This window comes from Burkholderia cepacia (genome assembly GCF_001718835.1).
Taxonomy (GTDB): domain Bacteria; phylum Pseudomonadota; class Gammaproteobacteria; order Burkholderiales; family Burkholderiaceae; genus Burkholderia; species Burkholderia cepacia_F.
Map to the genome: position 1 here is coordinate 153,112 of NZ_CP013442.1, position 22,316 is coordinate 175,427.

Annotated in this window: 18 protein-coding genes; 17 read left to right on the forward strand and 1 reads right to left on the reverse strand. The window is 63.2% G+C overall.

Annotated elements, in window-relative coordinates; translation table 11 throughout:
- Positions 1-505: 505 nt before the first annotated feature.
- The 12 genes from WT26_RS00485 to WT26_RS00540 all read left to right on the forward strand — a co-directional run bounded on the left by WT26_RS00485 (position 506) and on the right by WT26_RS00540 (position 14,535).
- A complete protein-coding gene (locus WT26_RS00485; RefSeq protein ID WP_080485590.1) occupies positions 506-1,192 on the forward strand; it encodes a TagK domain-containing protein in 687 nt (228 codons plus the stop codon).
- Positions 1,193-1,220: 28 nt separating this feature from the next.
- Entirely contained in the window at positions 1,221-1,802 is a 582-nt protein-coding gene (gene tssE, locus WT26_RS00490) for a type VI secretion system baseplate subunit TssE (protein ID WP_069271967.1), read from the forward strand.
- A gap of 28 nt (positions 1,803-1,830) precedes the next feature.
- The gene (gene tssF / locus WT26_RS00495) at positions 1,831-3,720 is read left to right on the forward strand and encodes a type VI secretion system baseplate subunit TssF (RefSeq protein WP_069271968.1); all 1,890 of its coding nucleotides are present in this window, start codon (positions 1,831-1,833) and stop codon (positions 3,718-3,720) included.
- A 2-nt stretch (positions 3,721-3,722) separates the two neighbouring features.
- Positions 3,723-4,826, forward strand: a complete 1,104-nt coding sequence (tssG, locus tag WT26_RS00500) for a type VI secretion system baseplate subunit TssG (RefSeq protein ID WP_069272161.1) — start codon at positions 3,723-3,725, stop codon at positions 4,824-4,826.
- Positions 4,827-4,888: 62 nt separating this feature from the next.
- Entirely contained in the window at positions 4,889-5,905 is a 1,017-nt protein-coding gene (locus tag WT26_RS00505) for an ImpA family type VI secretion system protein (protein WP_196774766.1), read from the forward strand.
- Positions 5,906-5,976: 71 nt separating this feature from the next.
- The gene (locus tag WT26_RS00510) at positions 5,977-8,277 is read left to right on the forward strand and encodes a type VI secretion system Vgr family protein (protein ID WP_069271970.1); all 2,301 of its coding nucleotides are present in this window, start codon (positions 5,977-5,979) and stop codon (positions 8,275-8,277) included.
- Between the two features lie 31 nt (positions 8,278-8,308).
- Entirely contained in the window at positions 8,309-10,756 is a 2,448-nt protein-coding gene (locus WT26_RS00515) for a DUF2169 family type VI secretion system accessory protein (RefSeq protein ID WP_069269463.1), read from the forward strand.
- A complete protein-coding gene (locus WT26_RS00520) occupies positions 10,753-11,835 on the forward strand; it encodes a pentapeptide repeat-containing protein (RefSeq protein ID WP_069269464.1) in 1,083 nt (360 codons plus the stop codon). The genes WT26_RS00515 and WT26_RS00520 overlap by 4 nt, the downstream gene beginning before the upstream one ends.
- A 40-nt stretch (positions 11,836-11,875) precedes the next feature.
- Positions 11,876-12,544, forward strand: coding sequence for a DUF3540 domain-containing protein (locus WT26_RS00525; RefSeq protein ID WP_069269465.1), 669 nt, complete (start codon positions 11,876-11,878; stop codon positions 12,542-12,544).
- A gap of 12 nt (positions 12,545-12,556) precedes the next feature.
- Positions 12,557-12,940, forward strand: coding sequence for a DUF4150 domain-containing protein (locus WT26_RS00530; RefSeq protein ID WP_059529696.1), 384 nt, complete (start codon positions 12,557-12,559; stop codon positions 12,938-12,940).
- A gap of 47 nt (positions 12,941-12,987) precedes the next feature.
- Complete coding sequence (locus tag WT26_RS00535; protein WP_010094708.1) at positions 12,988-13,221, forward strand: hypothetical protein; 234 nt, start codon at positions 12,988-12,990, stop codon at positions 13,219-13,221.
- A 72-nt stretch (positions 13,222-13,293) separates the two neighbouring features.
- Complete coding sequence (locus WT26_RS00540; RefSeq protein ID WP_069269466.1) at positions 13,294-14,535, forward strand: DUF6895 family protein; 1,242 nt, start codon at positions 13,294-13,296, stop codon at positions 14,533-14,535.
- A 10-nt stretch (positions 14,536-14,545) separates the two neighbouring features.
- Here the strand turns inward: WT26_RS00540 and surE are convergent, their stop codons facing one another.
- The gene (gene surE / locus WT26_RS00545) at positions 14,546-15,361 is read right to left on the reverse strand and encodes a 5'/3'-nucleotidase SurE (protein ID WP_069271971.1); all 816 of its coding nucleotides are present in this window, start codon (positions 15,359-15,361) and stop codon (positions 14,546-14,548) included.
- 590 nt (positions 15,362-15,951) lie between these two features.
- Here surE and WT26_RS00550 point away from each other — a divergent pair.
- Genes WT26_RS00550 through WT26_RS00560 form a run of 5 tightly spaced genes read left to right on the forward strand, consistent with a single transcriptional unit; the run spans position 15,952 to position 22,314 of the window.
- Positions 15,952-18,303 (forward strand): type VI secretion system Vgr family protein, encoded by a 2,352-nt coding sequence (locus tag WT26_RS00550; RefSeq protein ID WP_069269468.1) that lies wholly within the window; start codon positions 15,952-15,954, stop codon positions 18,301-18,303.
- Positions 18,304-18,306: 3 nt separating this feature from the next.
- Positions 18,307-20,688, forward strand: coding sequence for a M23 family metallopeptidase (locus tag WT26_RS00555; protein WP_069269469.1), 2,382 nt, complete (start codon positions 18,307-18,309; stop codon positions 20,686-20,688).
- The gene (locus WT26_RS36975; RefSeq protein WP_155123020.1) at positions 20,685-21,287 is read left to right on the forward strand and encodes a hypothetical protein; all 603 of its coding nucleotides are present in this window, start codon (positions 20,685-20,687) and stop codon (positions 21,285-21,287) included. Before WT26_RS00555 ends, WT26_RS36975 begins: the two co-directional genes overlap by 4 nt.
- Before the next feature lie 37 nt (positions 21,288-21,324).
- Positions 21,325-22,032 (forward strand): hypothetical protein, encoded by a 708-nt coding sequence (locus WT26_RS36980; RefSeq protein WP_155123021.1) that lies wholly within the window; start codon positions 21,325-21,327, stop codon positions 22,030-22,032.
- 21 nt (positions 22,033-22,053) lie between these two features.
- Positions 22,054-22,314 carry a PAAR domain-containing protein gene (locus tag WT26_RS00560; RefSeq protein WP_069269470.1) on the forward strand — a complete coding sequence of 87 codons (261 nt, stop codon included), beginning with the start codon at positions 22,054-22,056 and terminating at the stop codon, positions 22,312-22,314.
- Positions 22,315-22,316 lie beyond the last annotated feature (2 nt).

The window sequence follows — 22,316 nt, forward strand, 5'->3', positions numbered from 1 at the left end:
GGGTGACAAGCAATTTGTCTCGCATGATGCGCCTGCGTGTCTCATTTGAGTTTTTCTTGAATAAGGCGCGGTTTCATGAAAATGGGTGTCGGGCGATTTGTCTCGCGCGGCACGTTTATATGTCTCATTTTCATTCGCGACGGCGACGCATGCGAAATTCAATCGATATGATCTGCTTTCAGGAACCCCGGCTCGCGGTTGAGCACGGTGCAAGGGAAGGCCAGCCGGGCGCGGCAGCGGGGCAACATGAAATGTGCAACGTCCGGCTCGACTGTTTCGGAACATGAAGCGGCGGATTCGCGTGGCGGATTTGCAAAACTCCGTTAAATTAATCGATAGGTTTCGGGAAGCGATGCGTCAGATTGTTAAATATTGAAAATTGCCGAATCGGGATTTTTGGTCGATTGAATTGTTCGAGTGCATATTTTAAGAATTCGAATCGATAAATATGCGAGCGCTGGATTGAAATAATCATCCTTGATCGATTGCGTATGAGGAGGCGGGCATGCGCGCATTTAAAACGGTTCGCCGTATCGAGCCGGATTGGCACTACACCGAGCCACGGCCGTATCGCGCCGATGCATGGGCGGAAGCCGCCGGCGCCGACGACGCGCCGGCGCTGGACGTGCGACCTGCCGATTCGCCGGACGCGATGCCGCGCGACGCCGACGCGGTGCTCGACCTGATCGACGCGGTGATCGCCGCGGATGCGCTCGCGTCCCGCCAGGCCGACGACACGATCGCGGACGCGCCGGCGGCCGGCGGCCCCATCCCGGCCCGGGACCTGATGCATTCGTTGTACGAACAATACTGCGGCGCGCTCGAGAATCCGCAGGCGTCGCTGTCGGCCGGCTGGGCGGCGCAGATGACGGCGGCGCACCGGCCGCTGCCCGACTTGCGGGCGGACGCGCGCGAGGGCGTCGACGCGACGGACTCGATCGACGGGCTGCTGTCAGGCGCGCGCGTGCTCGACGACGCGTTCGGCCCGCTGACGCCGGGCGACGAACCCGATCCGGCCGCCACCGAGCCGGTTCCGGAGATCCTGCGGCTGTTCGCGCCGGCCGAGTACCACGCGACGGCCGCGCGCCGGCAGGGCGGCCTGCCGCCGGCGCTTACGCGGCAGGAACACCAGACGCTCGCGATCGACAGCCCGCTGCCGGCCTGCCCGCCGGCCCCGGCCTGCGGCGCGTGATGACGACCGGCATGCACTGGAGGCGCCGATGAACCCACACGAGAACGGCACGAGCGCGCCGCGCGGCGGCCCCGATGCGCGCCCGGGCAGCGACGGCGTCGCGCCGCCGCGCCGCGCGAACGCCTACCTGCTGCCGACGCTGCTCGACCGCCTGCGCGACGACGCGCCGCGCCGCCAGACGGAGGCCCCGGGCGAGTACGCGGTGACGCGCAAGCAGATGCGCGACATCGTGCAGCGCGATCTCGCGTTCCTGCTCAACGCGATGAACATCGACTCGCACATCGACCGCGAGCGCTATCCCGAAGCGGCGGCCTCGACCGTCAACTTCGGGATGCCGCCGCTCGCCGGCGCGTTCATGGCGTCGCGCAAATGGGCCGAGATCGAGCGGGTGATCCGCCGCGTGATTCTCGACTTCGAGCCGCGGCTGATACCGGAGACGCTCGTCGTCGCGCCGTCGCGGGAGATCGAGGCCGGCCAGCGCGCCAACGTGCTCGCCTTCGAAGTGCGCGGCCTGATTCACATGGATCCGTATCCGCTCGAATTCATGGTGCAGAGCGCGCTCGACCTGGAAACGAGCCAGGTGAGCATTACCGGCATGCGCGCGCGTTGACGCGCGACCCGACCAACGAGGCTATCCAATGGACCCGCGACTGCTCGATTACTACAACCAGGAACTCATTTACATGCGCGAGCTCGCCGCCGAGTTCGCGCATGCGCATCCGAAGATCGCACGTCGACTCGGCATGCAGGCCGGCGAAGTGGCCGACCCTTACGTCGAGCGCCTGATCGAATCGTTCAGCTTCATGGCGGCGCGCATGCAGATCAAGCTCGACGCGGAGTTTCCACGCTTCACGGAACGGCTGCTCGAAGTGCTGTATCCGAACTACGTGGCGCCCACGCCGTCGATGTCGGTCGCGCGCCTGTATCCGAGCCGCACCGAAGGCAATCTCGCGGACGGCTTCCGGATCGCGCGCGGCACCGCGTTCGCCGCGCGCGTGCCGGCCGGCGAGAAGACCGCCTGCCAGTTCCGCAGCAGCCAGGACGTGGTGCTCTATCCGCTGGAAATCGCCGACGCGCGGCTGACCGGGATTCCGCCCGACATCCCGGCGCTCGACCGCTACGTGCCGGCCGGCACGCAGGTGCGCGGCGCGCTGCGCCTGCGGCTGCGCACGACCGGCAACGCCCGCATCGCCGACCTGAATGGGCTCGACCGGCTTCCGGTCTATCTGGCAGGCGACGAACAGGTCGCGTCGCATCTGTTCGAATTGCTGCATGCGGGCAGCATCGCGACGATCACCGGCGCGCCGGGCGAATTCGCGACGCCGGGCCGGCCGCTTGCCGCGGTGACGGCCGAGGCGGTCGTCCACGAAGGGCTCGGCGCCGACCAGGGCCTGCTGCCGCTCACGTGGTCGAAGTTCCACGGGCACAACCTGCTGCACGAGTACTTCGCGTGCCCGGCGCGGTTCTATTTCTTCGCGCTGACGGGGCTCGAGGCGGGCCTGCGCCGCGTGAGCGGGCCGGAAGTCGAGATCGTCGTCCTGCTCGACCGGGCTCCCGGGCCGCTCGCCAATCTCGTCGATGCGTCGCGCTTCGCGCTCTTCTGCACGCCGGTGATCAACCTGTTTCCGCGCCACCTGGACCGCATCGAGCTGTCGTCCGGGCAGACCGAATTCCATCTGGTACCGGCTCGACTCACCCCGCTCGACTACGAGGTGTATTCGGTCGAGGCGATGTACGGGCAGGTCGCGGCGACTTCGGCCGAGCTCGAGTTCCGGCCGCTCTACCAGACGCTGAACAACGATGAAGGCAACCACGGCCGCTATTTCTCGACGCGCCGCGAAAGCCGGCTCGCATCGGATTCGGCGCGCCGCTACGGGACGCGCACGCCATACGTCGGCACCGAGATGTTCGTGTCGCTCGTCGACCAGAACGAAGCGCCGTATGGCGAAAACATCCGCTTCCTGTCGGTCGAGGCACTGTTGACGAACCGCGATCTCGCCACGCTCGTGCCGCGCGACGGCGTGAACGACCTGACGGTGGCCGAATCCGCGCCGCTCGAAAGCGTCGGGCTGATCCGCGCGCCGAGCGTGCCGAAGCCGCCGTTCGCGGAGCGCGAGCTGGCGTGGCGCCTGATCCGCCAGTTGAACTTCAACTATCTGCCGCTCGAGGAACTCGACCACCGGCCCGGCGGACAGGGCCTGCGCGACCTGCTGCGGCTGTTCGTGGCCGGCGACGAGGCCGACAACCGCCGGCAGATCGAGAGCCTGATCGGCGTGAAGACGCGGCCGGTGACCCGCAAGCTGCCCGGCGCGGGGCCGCTCGTGTTCGGCCGCGGCATCGAATGCGCGCTGACGGTCGACGAGCCGGGGTTTTCCGGCGTGAGCCCGTACCTGTTCGGCGTGGTGCTCGAACACTATCTGGCGCGGCACGTGTCGATCAACGTCTTCACGCAGACGGAGCTGCACTCGATGCAACGCGGCCGGATCGCCCGCTGGCCAGTGCGCATGGGCGCGCGGGGAGGAGCATGACGATGCGCGCGACACCCGAGACCGACGTGCCTGCCGTGCCCGCCGTGCCTGAAGCCGCGCTGTCGCCGCAGTTGCGCGCGTGCCTGCAGGCCGAGCCGTGGCGTTACGGCTTCCTGTCGCTGCTGCGGCGCATCGGCGCGGACCCGCGCATCGATCCGGTCGGCACCGCGAAGCGCCCGCAGGCGGAGCCGTTCCGGCTCGGCCAGCAGCCGAGCCTCGCGTTCTCGCCGCGCGAGATCGCGAGCGTCGGCGATGCGGGCGGGCGAATCCGGGTGCGGCTGTTCGGCCTCGGCATGCTTGGGCCGAACGGGCCGTTGCCGATCCACGTGACGGAGATCGCGCGCGATCGCGAGGAAAGCCGCCGTGACCCGACGCTCGGCAATTTCCTCGACATCTTCCACCACCGCTACCTGACGCTGCTGTACCGCGCGTGGGCATCGGCGCAGGCGGCGGCCGGCCTCGACCGGCCCGGCGACGAACGGTTCTCGTTCTACGTCGCGTGCCTCACCGGCCAGGACGCCGGCGAGATCGGCCGCCGCCTGCTGCCCGCGCATGCGCGGCTGTCGGCGTCGCCGCACCTGGTGCGCGAGGCGCGCAATCCGGACGGCCTGCGCATGACGCTCGAGCGCTACTTCGGCGTGCCGGTCGCGCTCGACGAGAACGTGCTGCACTGGATCGCGGTGGACCCGCTCGAGCACAGCCGTCTGGGCAGGCCGGGCAGCGCGTCGACGATGGCCGAAGGCGCGCTGCTCGGCGAGCTCGTGCCGGACCGTCAGCACAAGTTCCGCCTCGTCGTCGGGCCGCTCGACATCGCCGATTACCTGCGCTTCACGCCGCAAGGCGAAGACCTGCCGCGACTCGTCGAATGGGTGCGGGCATTCGTCGGCTACGAATTCGAATGGGAGCTGGAGCTGCGCATCCGGCCGAACGGTGCGCCGCCGGCCGTGATCGGCGGGCCGCAGCAGCTCGGCTGGTCCGGATGGCTTGGGCGTTCGCCCTCCGGCGAGCCCGTGACGGGCATGCGTTTCGAGCCCGAGCGCTATGTCGACCAGTTCGTCCGACACGGCGGCCCGCACGATTCCACTGCGCAGGAATGCATACGATGAGCCACCACCGAACCCACGCCGGCCAGTTCGCCGCCGCGCGCACGCCGAACACGCACGACTGGATGGCGCCGGTCGATCCCGCGGCCCCTTGCGGCGCGGACCTTGAATACGATCCCGAGTTCGTCGTGCTGGCGGCGAAGGTCGCGCCGCGCGCGGAAGCCCAGTACGGCGCCTTCGTCGGTTCGCCGGACCCGCTCAACTGGAGCGAGATCGAGCGAGACTGCCGGCGGCTGATGATGCGCAGCAAGGACATGCGCCTCGCGATCCTGTTCACCCGCTGCCGCACCCGGCTCGGCGGCGCGGCGGGCCTCGCGGAAGGCGCCGGGCTGCTCGCCGGCTGGCTGGCCGCGTTTGCGGACGGCATTCACCCGCAGCCCGGCGTCGACGCCGATCGCGACGCCGCGCTGGAAATCCGGATGAACGCGCTGCAGGCGCTGACCGACCCTGACGGCCTGCTCGCGGACGTGCGCGAGATCACGCTGGCCCGGTCGACCGCGATCCGCCTGCAGATGCGCGACGTCGAACGCGCGTTCGCGCAGCCGCGCGCGGCCGATGCGCTGGCGCCGGAATCCGTGCTGCGCCAGCTCGACGAATTGCGCGCGCAGCAGCCGGCCGCGCTGGCGGGCTTCGACGATGCGCTCGCGAGCGTCGCCGCGATCGACGCTTGGAGCCGCGACCACCTCGACGCGTATGCGCCCGACCTGTCGGCGCTCGATGCGCTGCTGCGGCTCGTCGCGAGACGGCAGGCGCGCGCGGCGGATGCGGCGCTGGAGGCGGCGCCTGACGACGCGCTGCCGATGCAGGACGCCGGCGGCGCGCAGCCGGACGAAGCGCGGCCGGCGCTCGCCGAAGGCGTTGCGGATGCCGTGCGCCCCGGCGTGCGCGGGACGCCGCCGGATCGTATCGCCGCAGCCGAATTGATCCGCGACGCGCGCCTGTGGTTCGAGCAGCACGAGCCGAGCAGCCCGGTTCCGGTGCTGCTCAGGCGTGCAGAGCATCTGGTCGGGAAGCGCTATGCGGAAGTGGTGCATGCGATTCCGGCCGAGCTGCTGTCGCTATGGGCCGGCGACGCGCCGTGACAGCATCGGGACACGCCGCGCGCACTTCGGCGCGCTTCACAGCTTGATACCGTTTCTGGAGGGATTCCGTCATGCCGAACGTTCCTGCCGCACGCACCGTGATGGTCGGCGGCCCCGCGCTGCCGACGACGCCCGTCGGCGAACCCGCGCTGCAATTGAGCGCGATCCACGGCAACGAAGCGCTGTCGGAGATCTACGCGTACACGCTCGACTGCCTGACGCCGCCGGACCTGACGATGCCGGAAGAGCAGGCCGCCAACCTCGACCTGAAGGCGATGATCGGCAAGGAGTTGACCGTGACCGTGCAGCTCGACGGCATGGGTTCGTTCGTGCCCGGGATGCCGGGCGTCTCCGGCGCCGCCCATATCGGGCAGGGCAAGCGCGAGATCAGCGGCATCGTGACCGGCGCGAGCTTCGAAGGGCAGTTGAACCGGCAGTGCCGTTACCGCCTGACGATGCAGCCGTGGATCTACCTCGCCGACCAGCGCTCGGACTACCGGATCTTCCAGAACAAGAGCGTCGACGAGATCATCGACGACGTGCTGAACGCGTATTCGTATTCCTATGACAAGCGGCTGAGCGGCCGGTATCCGAAGCTCGTCTACCAGGTGCAGTACGGCGAGACGGATTTCGCGTTCATCCAGCGGCTGATGCAGGAGCACGGCATCTACTGGTTCTTCGAGCATTCGAACAAGGTGCACCGGATGGTGCTCGTCGATCACCTGGGCGCGCACAAGCCGGTCGACAGCGCCGCGTACCGCACGCTGCGGTACTACCCGCCGGGGCACAAGATCGACATGGAGCACGTTGACGTGTTCAACATGACGGAGCGCATCCAGTCCGGCCGCTGGACCACGAACGACTTCGATTTCGAGAAGCCGAACGCGCGGCTCGGCGTCGAGAACGCGCTGCCGCAGGACACCGCGCACAACGGGCTCGAACGCTACGAATGGCCGGGCGACTATGCGGACCCGGCGCACGGCGAGCATTTCGCGCGGGTGCGGATGGAGGAAGTGCGCGCGCAGGGGGAGCGCGCGTCGGGCGGCGGCAACGTGCGCGACGTGGTGTGCGGCACGACGTTCACGCTGGAGGGCTATCCGCACGGCGACGCGAACCGGGAGTACCTGGTGCTCGACGCGTCGTTCGAAGCCGTGGAAACGGTCGGCGCGACCGGGCCGGGCGAATTCCGGATCGGCACGTCGTTCGTCGTGCAGCCCGCGACCACGGTGTTCCGGCCGCCGCGCACGGTGCCGCGGCCGCGCACGCGCGGCCCGCAGACGGCGGTCGTGACCGGGCCGCAAGGGCAGGACATCTGGACCGACCAGTACGGGCGCGTGAAGCTGAAGTTCCACTGGGACCGCTCGCCGGTGCGTGACCAGAACTCGTCGTGCTGGGTGCGGGTGTCGTATCCGTGGGCCGGCAGCAACTTCGGCGGCATCCATATTCCGCGAGTAGGCACCGAGGTCATCGTCGATTTTGAAAACGGCGATCCGGATCGACCGATCGTGACCGGACAGGTGTTCAACGCGCTGCACATGCCGCCGTGGCCGCTGCCGGACCATGCGACGCAAAGCGGGATGCTGAGCCGCACGCCCGCCGGCAGCGGCGAGCAGGCGAACATGCTGCGCTTCGAGGACAAGCCCGGTGAAGAGCAGGTCAAGCTGCACGCGCAGCGCAATTACGACGTGTCGGTGGAAAGGGATGCGACGACGGCGGTCGGGCGCAAGCACCTGACGCTGGTGGGGCTCGAATTGCCGCCGGTGTCGTCCACGAAGTCGCCGCTGGATCGGCTGGTCGACGTGCTGCGGCGAGGGGGCGCGGCGCCTGCCGGGTCTTCGGGGCAGCGGCCCGCGTTGCAGCAGCAACAGCGGCAACAACAGCAGCAACAACAGCAGCGGCAATACCAGCCGCTGAAGCAGCAGCGTCAACTGCAATTGACGGGGGCGTTCCAGACGCTCGCCGCGAACGTAGGGGCGGCGCTGCAGGGCATCATCGGCGTGCTCATGAGCCCTTCCGCGACGGCGTCGGTGAACACCGTGCAAGGCGCATCCGCGTCCGTGACATTCGGCGACACGAAGGGCGTCTACGTCGGCGATACCGTGACGGTCACCAGTGGCGACGCGCGGTCGGAAGTGAATGGAACGGATTTCTCGATCAAGGGGAGCAGCGTTTCGATGACGGGGATCAGCACGGATCTCGTCGGCTTCAGTTCGAGTCATGCGGGAACGAGCGTCGACACGAAGGGTGCCTATATGTTTGCATTTGGAGCCAGCATCGAGGTAGTGGGATTGAAGATATCTGAAACGGGAAAAGAGATTGAGACCAAGAATTTCCGTGTAGAAAAGATCGACGGCGTCGAAGTCAAGTTCTGACAGAAATGTCCCACAAGCACCCGCGCTTCGAATGAAAATCATCAAACCCCTCAGGCTCAGCCCGCTGACACGCCTCTACCGGATGCGCGGCGAAGAGCGTCTCGGCATCGCGGCGCTGATGGTCGCGACATTGGGCGACGCCCCGCAATTGCTGATGGATACGGAGCTCTGGAGTCTGGCCGGCGAGGAGCTGGGCGACTACACGCTCGACATGGCGTTGCCGAAAGCGCATCCGGAATTTCTCGTCTCCGGCTACGCGTACGGCAACGGCGGCGGGACCTGCGAGGTTGGCGTCCATTTCAACGGCATCGAGAAGCGGCTGCGAGTATCCGGCGATCGTCGATGGGACGGCTCGCGCATCACCGCACCGGAGCCATTCGAGCGCCTGAAGCTCGATTGGGATCTCGCCTACGGCGGCGTGGGCTGCGCCGACAATCCGCGCGGCCGTGGCATCGCGATGCCCGATGACGCCGTGCACCTTCTGCCGAACATCGAATCTCCGCACGACCCGATGCGCTTCCGTGACCAGCGCCCCGCGCCGGCAGGCTTCTGCCCGATCGACGCCGCGTGGCCGCAGCGCGCGAGCCTGTATGGCGAACACGACCGGCAATGGCTGGAGGAAGACTTCCCGGGCTTTCCGCGCTCGCTCGACCCGCGCTACTTCAACATCGCGCCGGCCGACCAGCAATGGATCGAACAGGACGAATGGCCTGACGGCGCGGCCTACGAACTGGTGCACCTGCATCCCGACCACGCGTTGCTGACCGGACACCTGCCGGCGCTGCGCGCGCGGTCGTTCATCGTGCGCGCGGGCAGCGACACGCCCGAGGAAATCCCGATGCGCCTGACGACCGCATGGTTCATCCCGCACCGCGAACGCGTGCTGATGATCTACCACGGCGTCACGACGGTCCGGGAATTCGACGCGAGCGACGTGGACGCGCTGCTGTTCGGCGCGGATGCGAGCGGGCAGCCGAGGCCGGCCGACTGGTATCGCCAGGTGATCGACTGGCGAACCCGGCACGAGAAGGCCGCGCTCTATGCGCTGCGTGATCAGGATTTGCTGCCCGAGCGCTATCTGTCGCCCGGATTACCGGGGATGTCCGGCGCGGCGTCGCAAAGCGTGAGGCAGCAGATCCTGAAGGACAAGTTGAGCGCTTTCCCGGACGCCCGCGTGATCGAGGAACCGCGTCCCGACCAGCTGGTCGAGTTCGTCGAACGTCAGGAGGCGGAGGCTGAAGCGCAGCGCGCCCGTCTGGAAAAATTGCGCGAAGAAGCTTCGGCAAACGAAGCAATCGCAAAGGCGGCGCGGCGCGGTCCGCCGGAACGCATTGCCGCGCCGGATGACGGAGCCGGACCGGCCGGTCGCTCACGCATGCAACAAATGCAGCACGACGCGGATGCAAGCCTGCGCAAGCTGTACCTGCAGTCCGCGCATCATCAGGAGGCGCCGGACCGGTTGAGTGCGGCCGCGTCGCGACCGCATCGCGAACGCGTCGCCGCGGCTGTCGCTGCAGGACAATCGCTGGAGGGCGCCGACCTCACCGGCGTCGATCTTTCCAGGATGGATCTGCGCGGCGCAAGGCTTTCCGGCGCGATGCTTGAAAACGCCGATCTGAGCGACGCCGACCTGACTGGCGCGGCATTGAACCATGCCGTGCTGGTGCGCGCCAACCTGAACCGGACGACGTTCCGCAATGCGGACCTGACCGGCGCAAACCTGTCTCTCGCGGCGTGCGACCACACGGATTTCGCCGGGGCCAACCTGAGCGACGGCATCGTCGAGCGCGTTCAATGGCGCGAGTGCAGATTGAACGGCGGCGTGCTGGACAACACGCGATTCAGCGAATGCCGTTTCCACGCCGTCGATTTCAGTCACGCGACGCTGCGCAACCTGATTTTCATCGAGCAGTCTTTCGACGACGTGGATTTCTCGGGCGCGACGATCCGCAAGATGCTGCTGATGAACTGTTCGATCGTCAACGTCCGGTTCTCGGCCGCCGACATCGAGGGATTCGGGATCGTCGACACGCAGGCGAACGGGCAGCTTCGCTTCGATCGCGCGCGCGTGGTCAAGGCCTGCTTCATCCGGCACTGCGACCTGGGCGGCGCCGATTTCTCGTGCGCGATGCTGAATGAAGTCAATTTCCGCGAAACGAATCTCGGCGGCGCGGATTTCGGCGGCGCGCACATCAGCAACTGCGACTTTACCGACGCATGCCTGAGCGCTGCCCGACTTCGCGGTGCGAAAGTCGAAGGGAGCAATCTCGTGCGAACCGATTTCACGCAAGCCGACCTTCGCGACACCGACCTCATCGGCGCATTCATGCGGCGCTCGACGCTGGACGGCGCCGACCTGCGCCGGGCCAACCTGTTTCGCGCGAACCTCGCGCAGATCCTGGCCGACGACGACACGCGCTGGGACGACGCTTACCTCAATAAGGCCATGCGGTATCCATTGGCGGAGAAACGCACATGAGAACGAGCGCAGCACAGTTGCATGAAGCGATCCGCCAGGGTCAGGTCATCCGGGATATCGTGATCGATTCGGCGCGTTACGATGCGCTGGACTTTTCCGGAGGCGTGTTCGAGCGCGTCAGCCTCGTCAACGCCGGCATGACGCGCGCGCGGTTCGGCGACGCCGTGTTCAACGGATGCCGGTTTCAACGCGTCGACCTGACGCAGGCGGACCTGTCGAACTGCGTGTTCGAGCAATGCAGCCTTGACGACGTCTGCGTCGCGCAAGGCAATCTGAACGGCTGCGTGATGAATGCGACGCAGGCCGCCGGTACGGATTTCAGCGGCGCGCAGGCGGACGGATTCAGCTGCATCAGGAGCGACCTGAGTGATTGCCGGTTTCATGACGGGCGGATCGAAGCCGCCGTGTTCTGCGAGACGCGGCTCGCGGGCGCCGATTTCACGCGGGCCGACGTGCGCAAGGCGGTTTTCTACCAGCTCGACCTGACGCAATTGCGGCTGGCCGATGCGAGCTTCCACGACACGGTCTTCGCCGAATCCAGTCTGGTCGGCCAGCAGATGCGCGGCCAGCGGATGCATCGCTGCCAGTTCGTGCGCGCGGATCTGCGCGATGCCGATTTCACCGCCGCCAATCTCGCGTACTGCAATTTCCACGGCGCGAAGCTGTCGGGGGCGCGGCTTGACGGCGTCGACGCGCCGTTCAGCATTTTCTACGAGGCCGACGGGCAGGGCGCGGCCTGCCGCGACGCCGCGTTGAGCGACAGCATCTGGGTTCAGGCGGATATCCGCAACGTCGATTTCAGCGGCTCGAAACTGGACCGGGCCGTGCTTCAACATGCGCAATGCAATGGCACGCGCTTTTCGCGCACGAGCCTCGAGGGTTCGGATTTCTCGTATGCGAACCTGACCGGGGCCGAATTCGACGACGCGTGCTTTGCAAGGACCGGTTTTCATGGGGCGATTTCGCCCGATATCGCGTGGCGCGCGCATCCCGGCGCGATCGAGCGCGATCAGGAATTGGCCGACGCGCAGGCGTGGTCGCGGCGCCGGGATGAACGCAGCGAGCGCGACGATCGGTAGGCGTGACGCGTTCGAACCGTCTTGATTCGAAGGAGAGAAGATGCATCCAACAGTCGCAGAACGGCCCGCCGGCGTTTCGCCCGCGACGCCGGAAACGGTGGCCACGATCGTCGACGTGCTGCCCGACGGCAGGTTCGTCGCGGCATGCGACGGCGCGAAGCTGCATTGCCGGCGCGCATTCAGTTGCCTTGTCGAACCCCGGCCCGGCGATCGCGTCGCGATTTCGCGAGCGGACGAGCGAGGCGCGCATGTGACGTACGTGACCGCGATCCTCGAGCGTCCGGACGCGGACGGCGTGCACATCGTCGTCGACGGCGATCTCGTGCTGGAGTCGACGCGCGACGTCTGCGTGAAGAGCCGCGATGCGCTCCTGCTGCGAAGCGGCGAGCACGTGTCGATCAAGACGGCGCGGCTCGCGATGTCGGCGCAGGAGGCGTCGTTGTCGTCCGAGCGGGCGACGATGACGAGCGTGGAATTCCACGGCAGGGTTGGCAAGATCCGGCTGATCGGCAAGATTCTCGAGATGGTGATGGACCGCGTCGTCCAGTCCTGCCGCAGCAGCTTCCGCACGGTGGAAACCGTCGAGCACCTGCGCGCGTCGCATGTCGATCATGCGGCGACCGGGACCATGCGGCTGCATGCGAACAACACGTTGATCACGTCCGCGCAGCTTTCGAAGATCGATGCCGGACAGATCCATCTCGGTTAGGAGGACGTATTCATGTTTGCGAATTCGAGTGCGGGCGGCAAGAACATGGCGACGAGCGTCAACCTGACGCCGCCGGCGAGCACGCCTGTCGCGTATCAGAACGAGGCGCAGCGTGCCGGCGCGGTGCCGAATGTTCCGAACGTGATTCTGGTCGGCGGCCCCGCTCACAATGCCGCGACGATCGTTCCGTCGTCGAGCGGCGACGCAGGCGGGGCGATGGGCGGCGTCGCGTCGGGAACGGTAGGGGGGACGTCCCGCAATCCGCAGGGGTCGGGCAAGGTGATCCTGTCCGGCAGCCCGGTCACCCGGATGACCGATCCGACGCTGCAGAATACCGGCAACGCCAGCGGCGCGGGCGTGTCGCCGAGCCAGATGAAGGTGCTCGTTCTTTCGTGACTGGATTGCCGCCGCGACATCGGCCATCAGCCTACATTGGAGGTGATATGACGAAGCGAACAGAGCTGCAGGCGGAAGTGGTCCGTGCGCTTAACGAAAGCAATGCGGTCGACTTCGACGCGCTGGGGACCATCATTGCCAAGTTCGGCCCTCGAGCGGCCGCCACCGGCGACGCGATCGGGCTGGTGATCAACTGGCGGCTGATCGATTTCTGCATCCCGCCCGAACCGTATCAACAGCAATTCGTCGAGCGCGTATCCGAGCGGGAATTGAAAACCTGAACGATGCGAGAGCACGCTCGCTCGCCCGACCTGGTCGGGCGAGTCCTCAACGCCCTTCACATTGCCGCGCGGATGCTTGCGTCGATCGACGAGGCGCGGCCGTCGCGCGGAGGCGATCCGGGCATTCCGGGTTTTCAGGCAACCTGCCGCGACAAGATCGTCGCGGAATCCGCGATGCTCGTTTTATGCGCGAAAGGGGCGGCAAATCACGATCGGCGAATATCGGAATGCGTCGACGCCGTCATCGGCCCGATCCATCGCTTCGCGAGGAGCGAGCAGGTGGTGAGCGCGCTATGCGTCGATCCGGGGCGGGCGCTGGAACATGCGGTCGCGCACATCATTCTCGGCCGCCTGGGTTATCCGGATGTGAAGCTCGACCAGCTGTTTTCGCTGTGCCACGCCGGCGGCGCGGCGGTGGGCCCGGAACGGCTGCCGCATCGGCAGTTGGAACAGCAGTGGCTTGCCCGCCTGTGGGGTGTCGCGCATCGGCCCGATCATGGCGAGCGAGCGCTTCTCGTTCAATCGATGCTGGGCCGGGCGCTCGACGCGTTCGGTTCGAGCCGGCTCGACGTTTATGCGTTCACGCATGCGCTGATGTATGCAACGGATTTTGGCGATCGCCGTCCGAGGCTGCCGCGCAAGCTGTCCGCGATTGTCCTCGATGCCGAGACCGCGCTTGCGTTCGCGCTCGACACCGACGACCTGGATCTCGCGGCGGAGGTGCTGTTGACATGGCCCATGCTCGGTCGGCCATGGAGCCCCACGGCCGTATTCGCGTTTCGGCGGCTCACCGCCGTGGCGGATGAACGGGGATTTCTGCCCGGCTACAACTTCGTTGCGGCCGAATACGACGAGCTGACGGGTGACGAGCAGAGGCAATATGCGCTCGTGACGTCGTATCACGCAAACTATGTGATGGGATTCCTGTGCGCGTTGGCTTTGCGACGCGGCGGCACGCCAACCGTTTCCGTGTCCGCGGATCGGCGTTATCGGGGCGCGGCGGCCGCCCTGATCGATCTCGTCGGCGACGCGGCCGAAACGCTTCCGTGGCGACGGCTGTTCGACACGCTCACGCCGGATGAACAGGATCGGGTCTCGCCATTGCTGCTCGCCACCATCCTTCGCCGAGCAAAGAACGGCGGCGATATGCGGTTGGTGCGACAGGCGCTGGCTGTCGCGGTCAAGCATGACCTGTGCGGTTCGCCGTCCGCCGTGCAGGCGGCTGCGCTGCTCCGCCGCGGGCAATTCCTGGTTCGTTACTTCTCGGATCGCGCGACCGAACGAGGATCTGCTGCGTACGTTGCCGTCGAATAAGACAGGGAATTCAAAACGTCGGATCGTCGCTCGTCTTTTGCTCACCGGCAAGGTGTCGGGAACGCAGGCCCGACAGCGCATGCTCATGGGTCCGCTCGAACTTCAGCGGCGTGACGGTGACGTGTCCGGCCCTGAGCGAGACGGTTTCCGAATCCGCCGCATCCTCGCGCGGCGCTCTGCTCAATTTGAGCCAATAGTAGTCGAGCTCGCGCGGATCTCGGCGCGCAATCACGTCGACACCCTGGAGGACGCCGGCGCCCTGGCTCGTCATCCTGATCGGTCCGACGTCTTTTGCCGGAATCGCGGGGAAATTCACGTTGAGGCACGCGTCGCTGTCCCAGCCGAGCGCGGCGAGCTGACGAATGACGTTCGGCGCGTGTTCCAGCGCCGTGTTCCATGGAACGGACTCGCGGTCGGTAAACGCCTGGCTCAGCGCGATGGCCGGCACGCCGACCAGCATGCTCGTCATCGCGGCGCCGACCGTGCCGGAGAACACCGTTTCGGTGCCGAGGTTCGCGCCGCGATTCACGCCGGACAGCACCAGATCGGGTCTGGCGTCTTCCATGAGATGGCCGACTGCCACGGCGACGCAATCCCCCGGCGTGCCCCGCACCGCGAACCGTCGTTCGCCTTTGTGATGGACCCTGAGCGGCTCATGAAGACTCAGCGAGTGAGACGTGCCGCTTTGGTCCTCGGCGGGCGCGACGACCCAGACTTCTCGCGCCAGTGTCGCGACGGCCTGTTCGAGTATCTTCAGGCCCGGTGCATCGTATCCATCGTCGTTGGTGAGCAGGACGCGGTTGAAGATCGGCGCGGTTTCTGACATCGGGAATCCTTGTGGAGACGCAATGGACCGGCGCCAGCGTACCACGCATGCAGCCCGGTCAGCGATGCGAGATCGGGAAGCGATGACGATATGGAATCGTTCGATATCGGGAAATTTTCGAATCGCTTCGGGATGGCCCACTCGTAATTCGTGGCCCGACTGCGCGACCGTGTCCGAGCCTATCAATCAAATTCGCATTGCCGAAAGGCAATTCTTTTAATTTCTGACTTGTCTGATGCGGATCTATCCTCAGTCGGAAAGAGTCCCATGGAAACTTGTGCGAACGTCTTGCAGGGAAGAATCGCTTGAGATCGAGTGCAGGCCTCTTGGCGCGTCCGCGCGTGCGGTCGTGAATCTTTCGCTGTTCTACAGGCTGGAATGTCGTCGATTCAGCAGAAGTGTAATCATCAAATTAGGAAATCGAAGTTGTTCACTTGTGCAAAAAAATGTTAATTCTTCTTATCTCATATTAATCTCGTGGACTTTGTTATGAAGATTTGCTTAACTCGGGAAAATATGACGGCATCGTATCCATAAGGTTACGGAAAATGGGCGTGCCGGTGTGTGTAACCGATCATGCAACGGCGGCCATGCGAACCATTCAGGATGTGCTCAAACACCCGAGCGCAATCGTCACCCAGCCTCTCCACCTTGAGATCGCGACGCTCGCCTCGCCGCTCTCGGTATTCGAATTCACGCTCACGGAGGCGATGAATACGCCATTTCTGGCCGACATCACGGTCACGTCGTCGGACAAGCATATCGACGGCGCGGCCTGCGTCGGCCGGCCGGCGACCTTCACGATCGACGAGCACGCGTCGGTGCCGTCCCTGCCGGGGTTGATCGACCCCGTGCTTCACACCGCACGCACCGTGCACGGTATCGTCACGCAGTGGACGCGGATCAAGACGACGCGGGACGAGGCAACCTATCAGCTGCATCTGAAGCCGCGCTTCGCGCTGCTCGAGTCGATCCATGATTCGGCAGTGTTCCTCGACCGCTCCGTTCGCGAACTGCTCACCGATGCGATCGTCGACCGTAATCTGTTCGAATCCTACGACGTCGAGTTCGCGCTCGAGGGCCTCGACCACAAATTCGAGCAGACCCTCATGTACGAGGAGACGGTCGCGAATTTCGTGGATCGGCATGCTCGCCGCGCTGGCGCTTACTACTACTTCAAGCACGCGAAGAAAGGCGACGGGCCGCAACGCGACACGCTCGTGTTCGGCAACTCGCCACGCGGCTACATGCGCGCGCTCGAGGTGCCGATGCTGCCGCATTCGGGTCTCGTGAGCTGGCACGAAGCCGTGCTCGAATTGAGCGTGACGCGCGCGCTGGTGCCGCAGATCGTGCGCGGCTGGGATCACGACTACCGCCGGCCGGACGATCCGCTGCAGGTCGAATCGGTCGTGGCTCACGACGACCGTTCAGTGTTCGGCAGCGTGAATCGCAGCAACGAGCACTACCATTCGATCGAAGAGGGGCAGGCGCTCGTCGATGCGCGGCGTGATGAACTGCTGACGCGGCAGACGCAGATCACCGGCAAGAGCAACGTGATAGGCATGACGCCCGGAATGGTCGTGCGGCTGACCAACGACACGGTGCCCGAGGCGCCGCATGGCATGGTGATCACGAAACTGGTGACGACAGGCGGCCGCGCGAAATCGGTGACCAACCGGTTCGAAGCGATCCCGTCACATCTGACGTACCGTCCCGAATTTGTGCCGGCAACGCATTGGAGATGGGTGGGCGGCACACTGATTGGCGTTATCGAATCGGGCGACGATCTGCCTTACGCATGGCTGGACGAACACGGCCGCTACCGGGTGCGGTTCCAGTTCGCGCGGCACACCGGCAAGCGCGGCACCAACAGCATGCTGCTGCGTCTGCTGCGCCCGTCGGCCTCACACGGCGGTGGCTTGCATATCCCCTTGCTTCCGCGCACGGAAGTCAGGCTCGCGGCCTCGCAATCGAATATCGACAGAATTTTCATTCTTGGCGCCCTGCATGATTATGCGCGGCGCGATCTCGTGCACGGCAAGGAAGGCTGGTACAGCCGCACGGTGTTCCGTTCGCCGTTGCTTGGCAACAAGCTGCGCTTCGAGGATCTGAAAGACCACGAGGGTATCCGGCTGGCGACGGTGTTCGGGAAGTCGTCGCTGAACATGGGCTATCTGGTCGATAGCGGCAAAAAGAAGCGCGGCGAAGGTTTTGAACTGGCGACCCAGCATTGGGGCACGGTGCGCGCGCCGAAGGGGTTGTTCTGGTCGGCTGATTCGGCAAGTCCGAGCGCCCCCCATCTCGAAATGGCTGCGGCAATCCGGGAGTTGCGCGCCTCCATCCAGCGTGTGACGGCCCTCGTCAATGCAACGACCCAGGCCAGGGCGACGCCAGCCGACAAGGCGACGCAGGCGAGCCTGATGGACGTGCTGGATCAGTTGAAGGGCGCGGGGCTGCTGGCCAGCGCGCCGGCCGGGGTGGCGTTTGTCACACCGAAGTCGATCCAGCAGGCCGCTGGCGAGAACGTGATCGTCACGGCTGGGCAGCACGCGGACGTGAGCGTGCTCAAGCGCTTCACCGTGGCCGCCGGCGAGCTGATTTCACTGTGCGCGCACAAGCTTGGCCTGAAGATCTTTGCCGCGCGTGGCAAGGTCGAAATCCAGTCGCAGAGCGATGCGATGGACCTGGCTGCCGCAAAGCAGTTGAAGCTGGCGAGCGCGGACGAGGACGTGCTGGTGGTCGCACGCAAGAAGATCGTGCTGGCCAGCGGCGGCGCCGCGCTCAAGATCGAGGACGGTACGTTCGAATTCATCGGTCCGGGGGCGTTCAAGATCAAGGCCGGCTCGTTCGTGTTCCGGGGGCCTGGCAACCAAAATATCTCGTTACCCGCTCTCCCCAAGAGCACCTTGAAAACCAGTGATCAATATTTTTCGTCGCGATAAGTCATGATTATCAGCCCCCCATTCTTGCCAGCAGCGGGTTTGACTTCCAGTGCCCGGGAGGTGACCGATCCGATGATGGATGCTGTGGACCAGTTTGAGCTCGCGCATCACGGATGCTATCCGATTGCGGAGGATCGGCGCTGGCACTGTGGTGCTCATCTGGTGCCGGACGAGCAGTATGAGCCGGTGCGCGCGATTGCCGATGGGGAACTCGTTGCCTACCGGGTTAGCCAGAACGCCATATCCGACGGGCAAACTGACGAGCAGGGTAACCCCCTGAACTGCAACAACGGCTTCGTGCTGCTCAAGCACACTACCGACACGGGTGACGGGCGGACGATCACGTTCTATTCGTTGTACATGCATCTGCTGGACATCGGCACCCTGGCCAGAGACCGACCACGGACAACCGAGCCGCCGGCCAATTCCTCGCCGACGGATCTAGCGGAGTGGCTGGAGACCGACACAGGCGGTGTGCAGGCGGGACACGGCAAAAAGGTTTACCGGAAAGACATCCTCGGATACATGGGGTGTAATCATGGGTACCCGCACCTGCATTTCGAGATATTCATGACCGACGAGGATTTCAATGCGTGGTTCGGCGAGACGAAGCTTGGCGACCAGCACCCGACTCAGCCGACGTCCTCGGATTATTGGGGGCACACGTATTTCGTGATCCCGGGCGGAACGACGTTTCTCGCAGCGCCGCCAAGGCAAGCGGACAGCTCACACTTCCCGAGTCAACCAGGCGGTGCGCTCGACGCGAATTGCACGCTGTACGTCGAGGCGTGGTTCCACAAGGGGCAGCGCTACATGCGCGCGTTCCTTGACCCGGACGGACAGGGCAAGCTCACACTCCTGACGCCGGAGGTGGTCCAGGATCCTTGCAAGGATTACGAGTACAACCTGTATCAGCGTGCGACTGATTTGTACCCCACTTGCCCCAGCGACGGTTATGAACTGATCCGCTTCGGCCGAATTCTCTCGGAGAATCCAACGCTGCCCGAAAATTCCCGGGCGACCTATGTCGCTGTACCGTTCGACGAGACGGGCAGAATGGGCTACGTCGATATCAATCAGAGCGCCATTGTGAAGCTGTCGGATGCTGATTTCCCGTTCTTCATGGGCTGGAGAAAGGTCGATGCCGCGAACGCACCGGTTGATCCACGGGGGCTGTGGGAGATGAATCGGCTCCGTCAGTTCGTCGGGGACGACGCCGAGAATCTTTACCTAGGCAACCACGATAACGCGACACTCAACGCGGACGAGGAACTGGCGGCCTACTTGCAGGGAAGCACTGCGGTTCGGGCGCAACTCAAGGGCTTCGTCTGCCATGCGACAAGCGAATGGGACCCAGCCAACAACGATCAGCGCTACGGTGGGCTCAACGAACCGGACGGCTACTTCGGTAGCCGGGCAGACACCGCCCCGGATGGATACAGCAAGTTCCTGGATTTCCTGAAGAAGTTCCAGTTTCTCGACCAGACGCCGCTCGCAGGCGGGAAAAAGCTATGGTATTTCCATCCGCTAGCGTTCATCCGGCATTTTAGGAAATGTGGGTGGCTTAGCGAAAAAGAAATGCTCCAATTGATTCCTCTATGGGTTATCAGAAAACCCGGTTCACACAATTCTTCAAGTCTCGGCGTATGGGAGTCGCCAAATATTTCAGTTGCAAATAGCCTGATAGATATGTGCGGAGCAGATTTAAATAGGTCATTGAGGAAATTCAAGATTGACAGCCCGATTAGACAGGCGTGCTTCTTTGGCAATGCAACGCAGGAGACTGGGTGGTTTCGGTATCTTACCGAAGGAAATCGAAGTGACGATGCCGCGGATCTGCACAAAGGATGGTTCGGTAGAGGTTTTCTGCAGCTGACTAATCCGAATGGGGATTTGGGGGGTGGAAACAACAACTACTACAAGTATTTTGTATTTTTAGGGCGCAATCCTTTGATTCCGCCTGGTAGTCAAGAAATGCAATGGAAAAATCAGATTGGTCGCGAATCTTTTCATGCAAGTCATAGTGCGTGTGCTTACTGGGTGTGGCCTGGAAAGTCTCGGCCGACGAAGAAAAACCGTGATCGACCAATCGTTGATAGTGCAAATAAATATGCCGACACCGCTTGCATCAATGAAAGGAGGCTGATTAACACTAGGTCGCAAGTTAAAGTATGGTATTACAACCAATCCTTTGTTAATTGTGCTGCATCAGTCAATTATCCTGGTGCCACTGGGAAAAATCCGCCAAATATGAATGGGCTTGTGGATCGATCGACAGCATTCATTAATGCAGTCATGGTTATACTGGATGGGGCCATATTTCAAGATGAAGCGGGGGAGCCTCGCGACTGGCCGGAGAATTTTATTAGACGGGAAATTCTATGAGAGCAATATTTTCTGCGTGGATGGTCGGGAGTATATTTTATGGGGTTGTGGTCGCTCATCCCGCACCTAAAGAAGATGTGATAGTTGCGAACAACTTGAATCTACTTCGAGAGCAATGTGGATATTCTCTTGATAAATCAATTGTTAGCAGAGTGGAGTCGTCGGAGTCTAGTGTGGAGGGAGACATTTTCCGCATCTATTTTAAGCTTAAGATAGTTCCGATAAATCGCCCAATGTTTGCCATTTTGTCCTTTGGCTGTCAATCGCCTGTGCCGGATTCGCTCGAAGATGACGGGAAGGCGAGGGTGACGGCGCGTGAAGAAATTGCAGAAGAAGACTCGGGGGGGCGTTACTTCCGGCATGTTGCTTGGCAAAGAGATTTTAATAATCCGAATATTATCGGGACCATCGCATACATTGATTCTTTGTTTGGTGACGGCGTGGCGCAAAAAATCCCGGGATATTTTGTGACTTGCCCGAATAGATCGGATTTAACCTGCTTCTCCTTGGAGTTTCAAGGTGAGGCCAATCTCACGAGAGAGGAGGCTGATACGATTCCAGGTTTTCTCCAAGGGGTTTTGTCAAGGGCTCGAAATTAAAAGATGAATATTTCTCATGAGGTTACATGTGTGATCAATGGGGGCCGTACAGATGATGAGCGGCTGCTGCAATACACTATGGCGGCGAAAGAGATCCTCTCTTAAGAATGTGACGCTACTTTTTTCATTTTTTCTGATTAATAGTTTATCTCTTTTCGGGATTGCAAGTGCGGCCGAATTTTACGAGGTCACAGGGAAAGAAATAAAGATGGTTAATTCGGATGTAACCCGCTCGTGCACACTTGATGCCAAACCCATCTATGCAGTTGCAAGCTACGATCGATCTGCCGTCATCGTTTCTGATCGGGGGTACGTTAAAAAAGCGGACCTTGATAATTGCCGGTCGGAAATTCCTGTGCGTGTGCACTTGATTCCGGATCGCGTTGGATTTTTGTCTGATATCAATCTGCGGAAAAAGATATATGTTGCCCTAGAATTTGTTAATATTCAGCCATTTCTCTATTTGGCAACCGTTGCACATATCGGTTCTTCGAGGAATGTTGTGATGCTAAATGGTGCTTACATTTCTGGAAAATCTCTACCTCAGATAAGGGTGCATGCTTTTAATGCAAGTGGGGAGGCCGGGGCGTCACTAATATCTCCTGACGGCCGATATGTCGCTCCGAATGGCGTCGTGTCATGCACATATGATGCATTTCCTGGGGTGTGGGATATTGCAAACAACAAGAAGGTCGTTCTTAACGAAAATTCATGCTCCTCTTTGTTCGATTTGGAAAATAGATGATGTACGCGGGAGACTAAATAAATGAGATCACCTATTCGCCAATATGACGAACTTGAGCACGGCGGCCACGTGACCGGCGGCTCTTCGACCATGGACTTCATGGGCCGGCCGCTGGCGCGCAAGGGCGACGCCGCACTCTGCAACCAGCACGGCGAAACCGTAATCGACGAGGGCGACGAATCGTTTCCCGACCAGGACGGCAAGCCCGTGGCGATGCATCTGCATCGGTGTGCGTGTGGCTGCCGGCTGATCTCGTCGTTGCAGAACGTACACATCGGCTGACC

What these genes read in the sequence shown, in the direction of transcription:
- WT26_RS00485 (WP_080485590.1), top strand. Translation starts at nt 506, where the DNA reads ATGCGCGCATTTAAAACGGTTCGCCGTATCGAGCCGGATTGGCACTAC.
- tssE (WP_069271967.1), top strand. Translation starts at nt 1,221, where the DNA reads ATGAACCCACACGAGAACGGCACGAGCGCGCCGCGCGGCGGCCCCGAT.
- tssF (WP_069271968.1), top strand. Translation starts at nt 1,831, where the DNA reads ATGGACCCGCGACTGCTCGATTACTACAACCAGGAACTCATTTACATG.
- tssG (WP_069272161.1), top strand. Translation starts at nt 3,723, where the DNA reads ATGCGCGCGACACCCGAGACCGACGTGCCTGCCGTGCCCGCCGTGCCT.
- WT26_RS00505 (WP_196774766.1), top strand. Translation starts at nt 4,889, where the DNA reads ATGGCGCCGGTCGATCCCGCGGCCCCTTGCGGCGCGGACCTTGAATAC.
- WT26_RS00510 (WP_069271970.1), top strand. Translation starts at nt 5,977, where the DNA reads ATGCCGAACGTTCCTGCCGCACGCACCGTGATGGTCGGCGGCCCCGCG.
- WT26_RS00515 (WP_069269463.1), top strand. Translation starts at nt 8,309, where the DNA reads ATGAAAATCATCAAACCCCTCAGGCTCAGCCCGCTGACACGCCTCTAC.
- WT26_RS00520 (WP_069269464.1), top strand. Translation starts at nt 10,753, where the DNA reads ATGAGAACGAGCGCAGCACAGTTGCATGAAGCGATCCGCCAGGGTCAG.
- WT26_RS00525 (WP_069269465.1), top strand. Translation starts at nt 11,876, where the DNA reads ATGCATCCAACAGTCGCAGAACGGCCCGCCGGCGTTTCGCCCGCGACG.
- WT26_RS00530 (WP_059529696.1), top strand. Translation starts at nt 12,557, where the DNA reads ATGTTTGCGAATTCGAGTGCGGGCGGCAAGAACATGGCGACGAGCGTC.
- WT26_RS00535 (WP_010094708.1), top strand. Translation starts at nt 12,988, where the DNA reads ATGACGAAGCGAACAGAGCTGCAGGCGGAAGTGGTCCGTGCGCTTAAC.
- WT26_RS00540 (WP_069269466.1), top strand. Translation starts at nt 13,294, where the DNA reads ATGCTTGCGTCGATCGACGAGGCGCGGCCGTCGCGCGGAGGCGATCCG.
- surE (WP_069271971.1), bottom strand. Translation starts at nt 15,361, where the DNA reads ATGTCAGAAACCGCGCCGATCTTCAACCGCGTCCTGCTCACCAACGAC.
- WT26_RS00550 (WP_069269468.1), top strand. Translation starts at nt 15,952, where the DNA reads ATGCGAACCATTCAGGATGTGCTCAAACACCCGAGCGCAATCGTCACC.
- WT26_RS00555 (WP_069269469.1), top strand. Translation starts at nt 18,307, where the DNA reads ATGATTATCAGCCCCCCATTCTTGCCAGCAGCGGGTTTGACTTCCAGT.
- WT26_RS36975 (WP_155123020.1), top strand. Translation starts at nt 20,685, where the DNA reads ATGAGAGCAATATTTTCTGCGTGGATGGTCGGGAGTATATTTTATGGG.
- WT26_RS36980 (WP_155123021.1), top strand. Translation starts at nt 21,325, where the DNA reads ATGGGGGCCGTACAGATGATGAGCGGCTGCTGCAATACACTATGGCGG.
- WT26_RS00560 (WP_069269470.1), top strand. Translation starts at nt 22,054, where the DNA reads ATGAGATCACCTATTCGCCAATATGACGAACTTGAGCACGGCGGCCAC.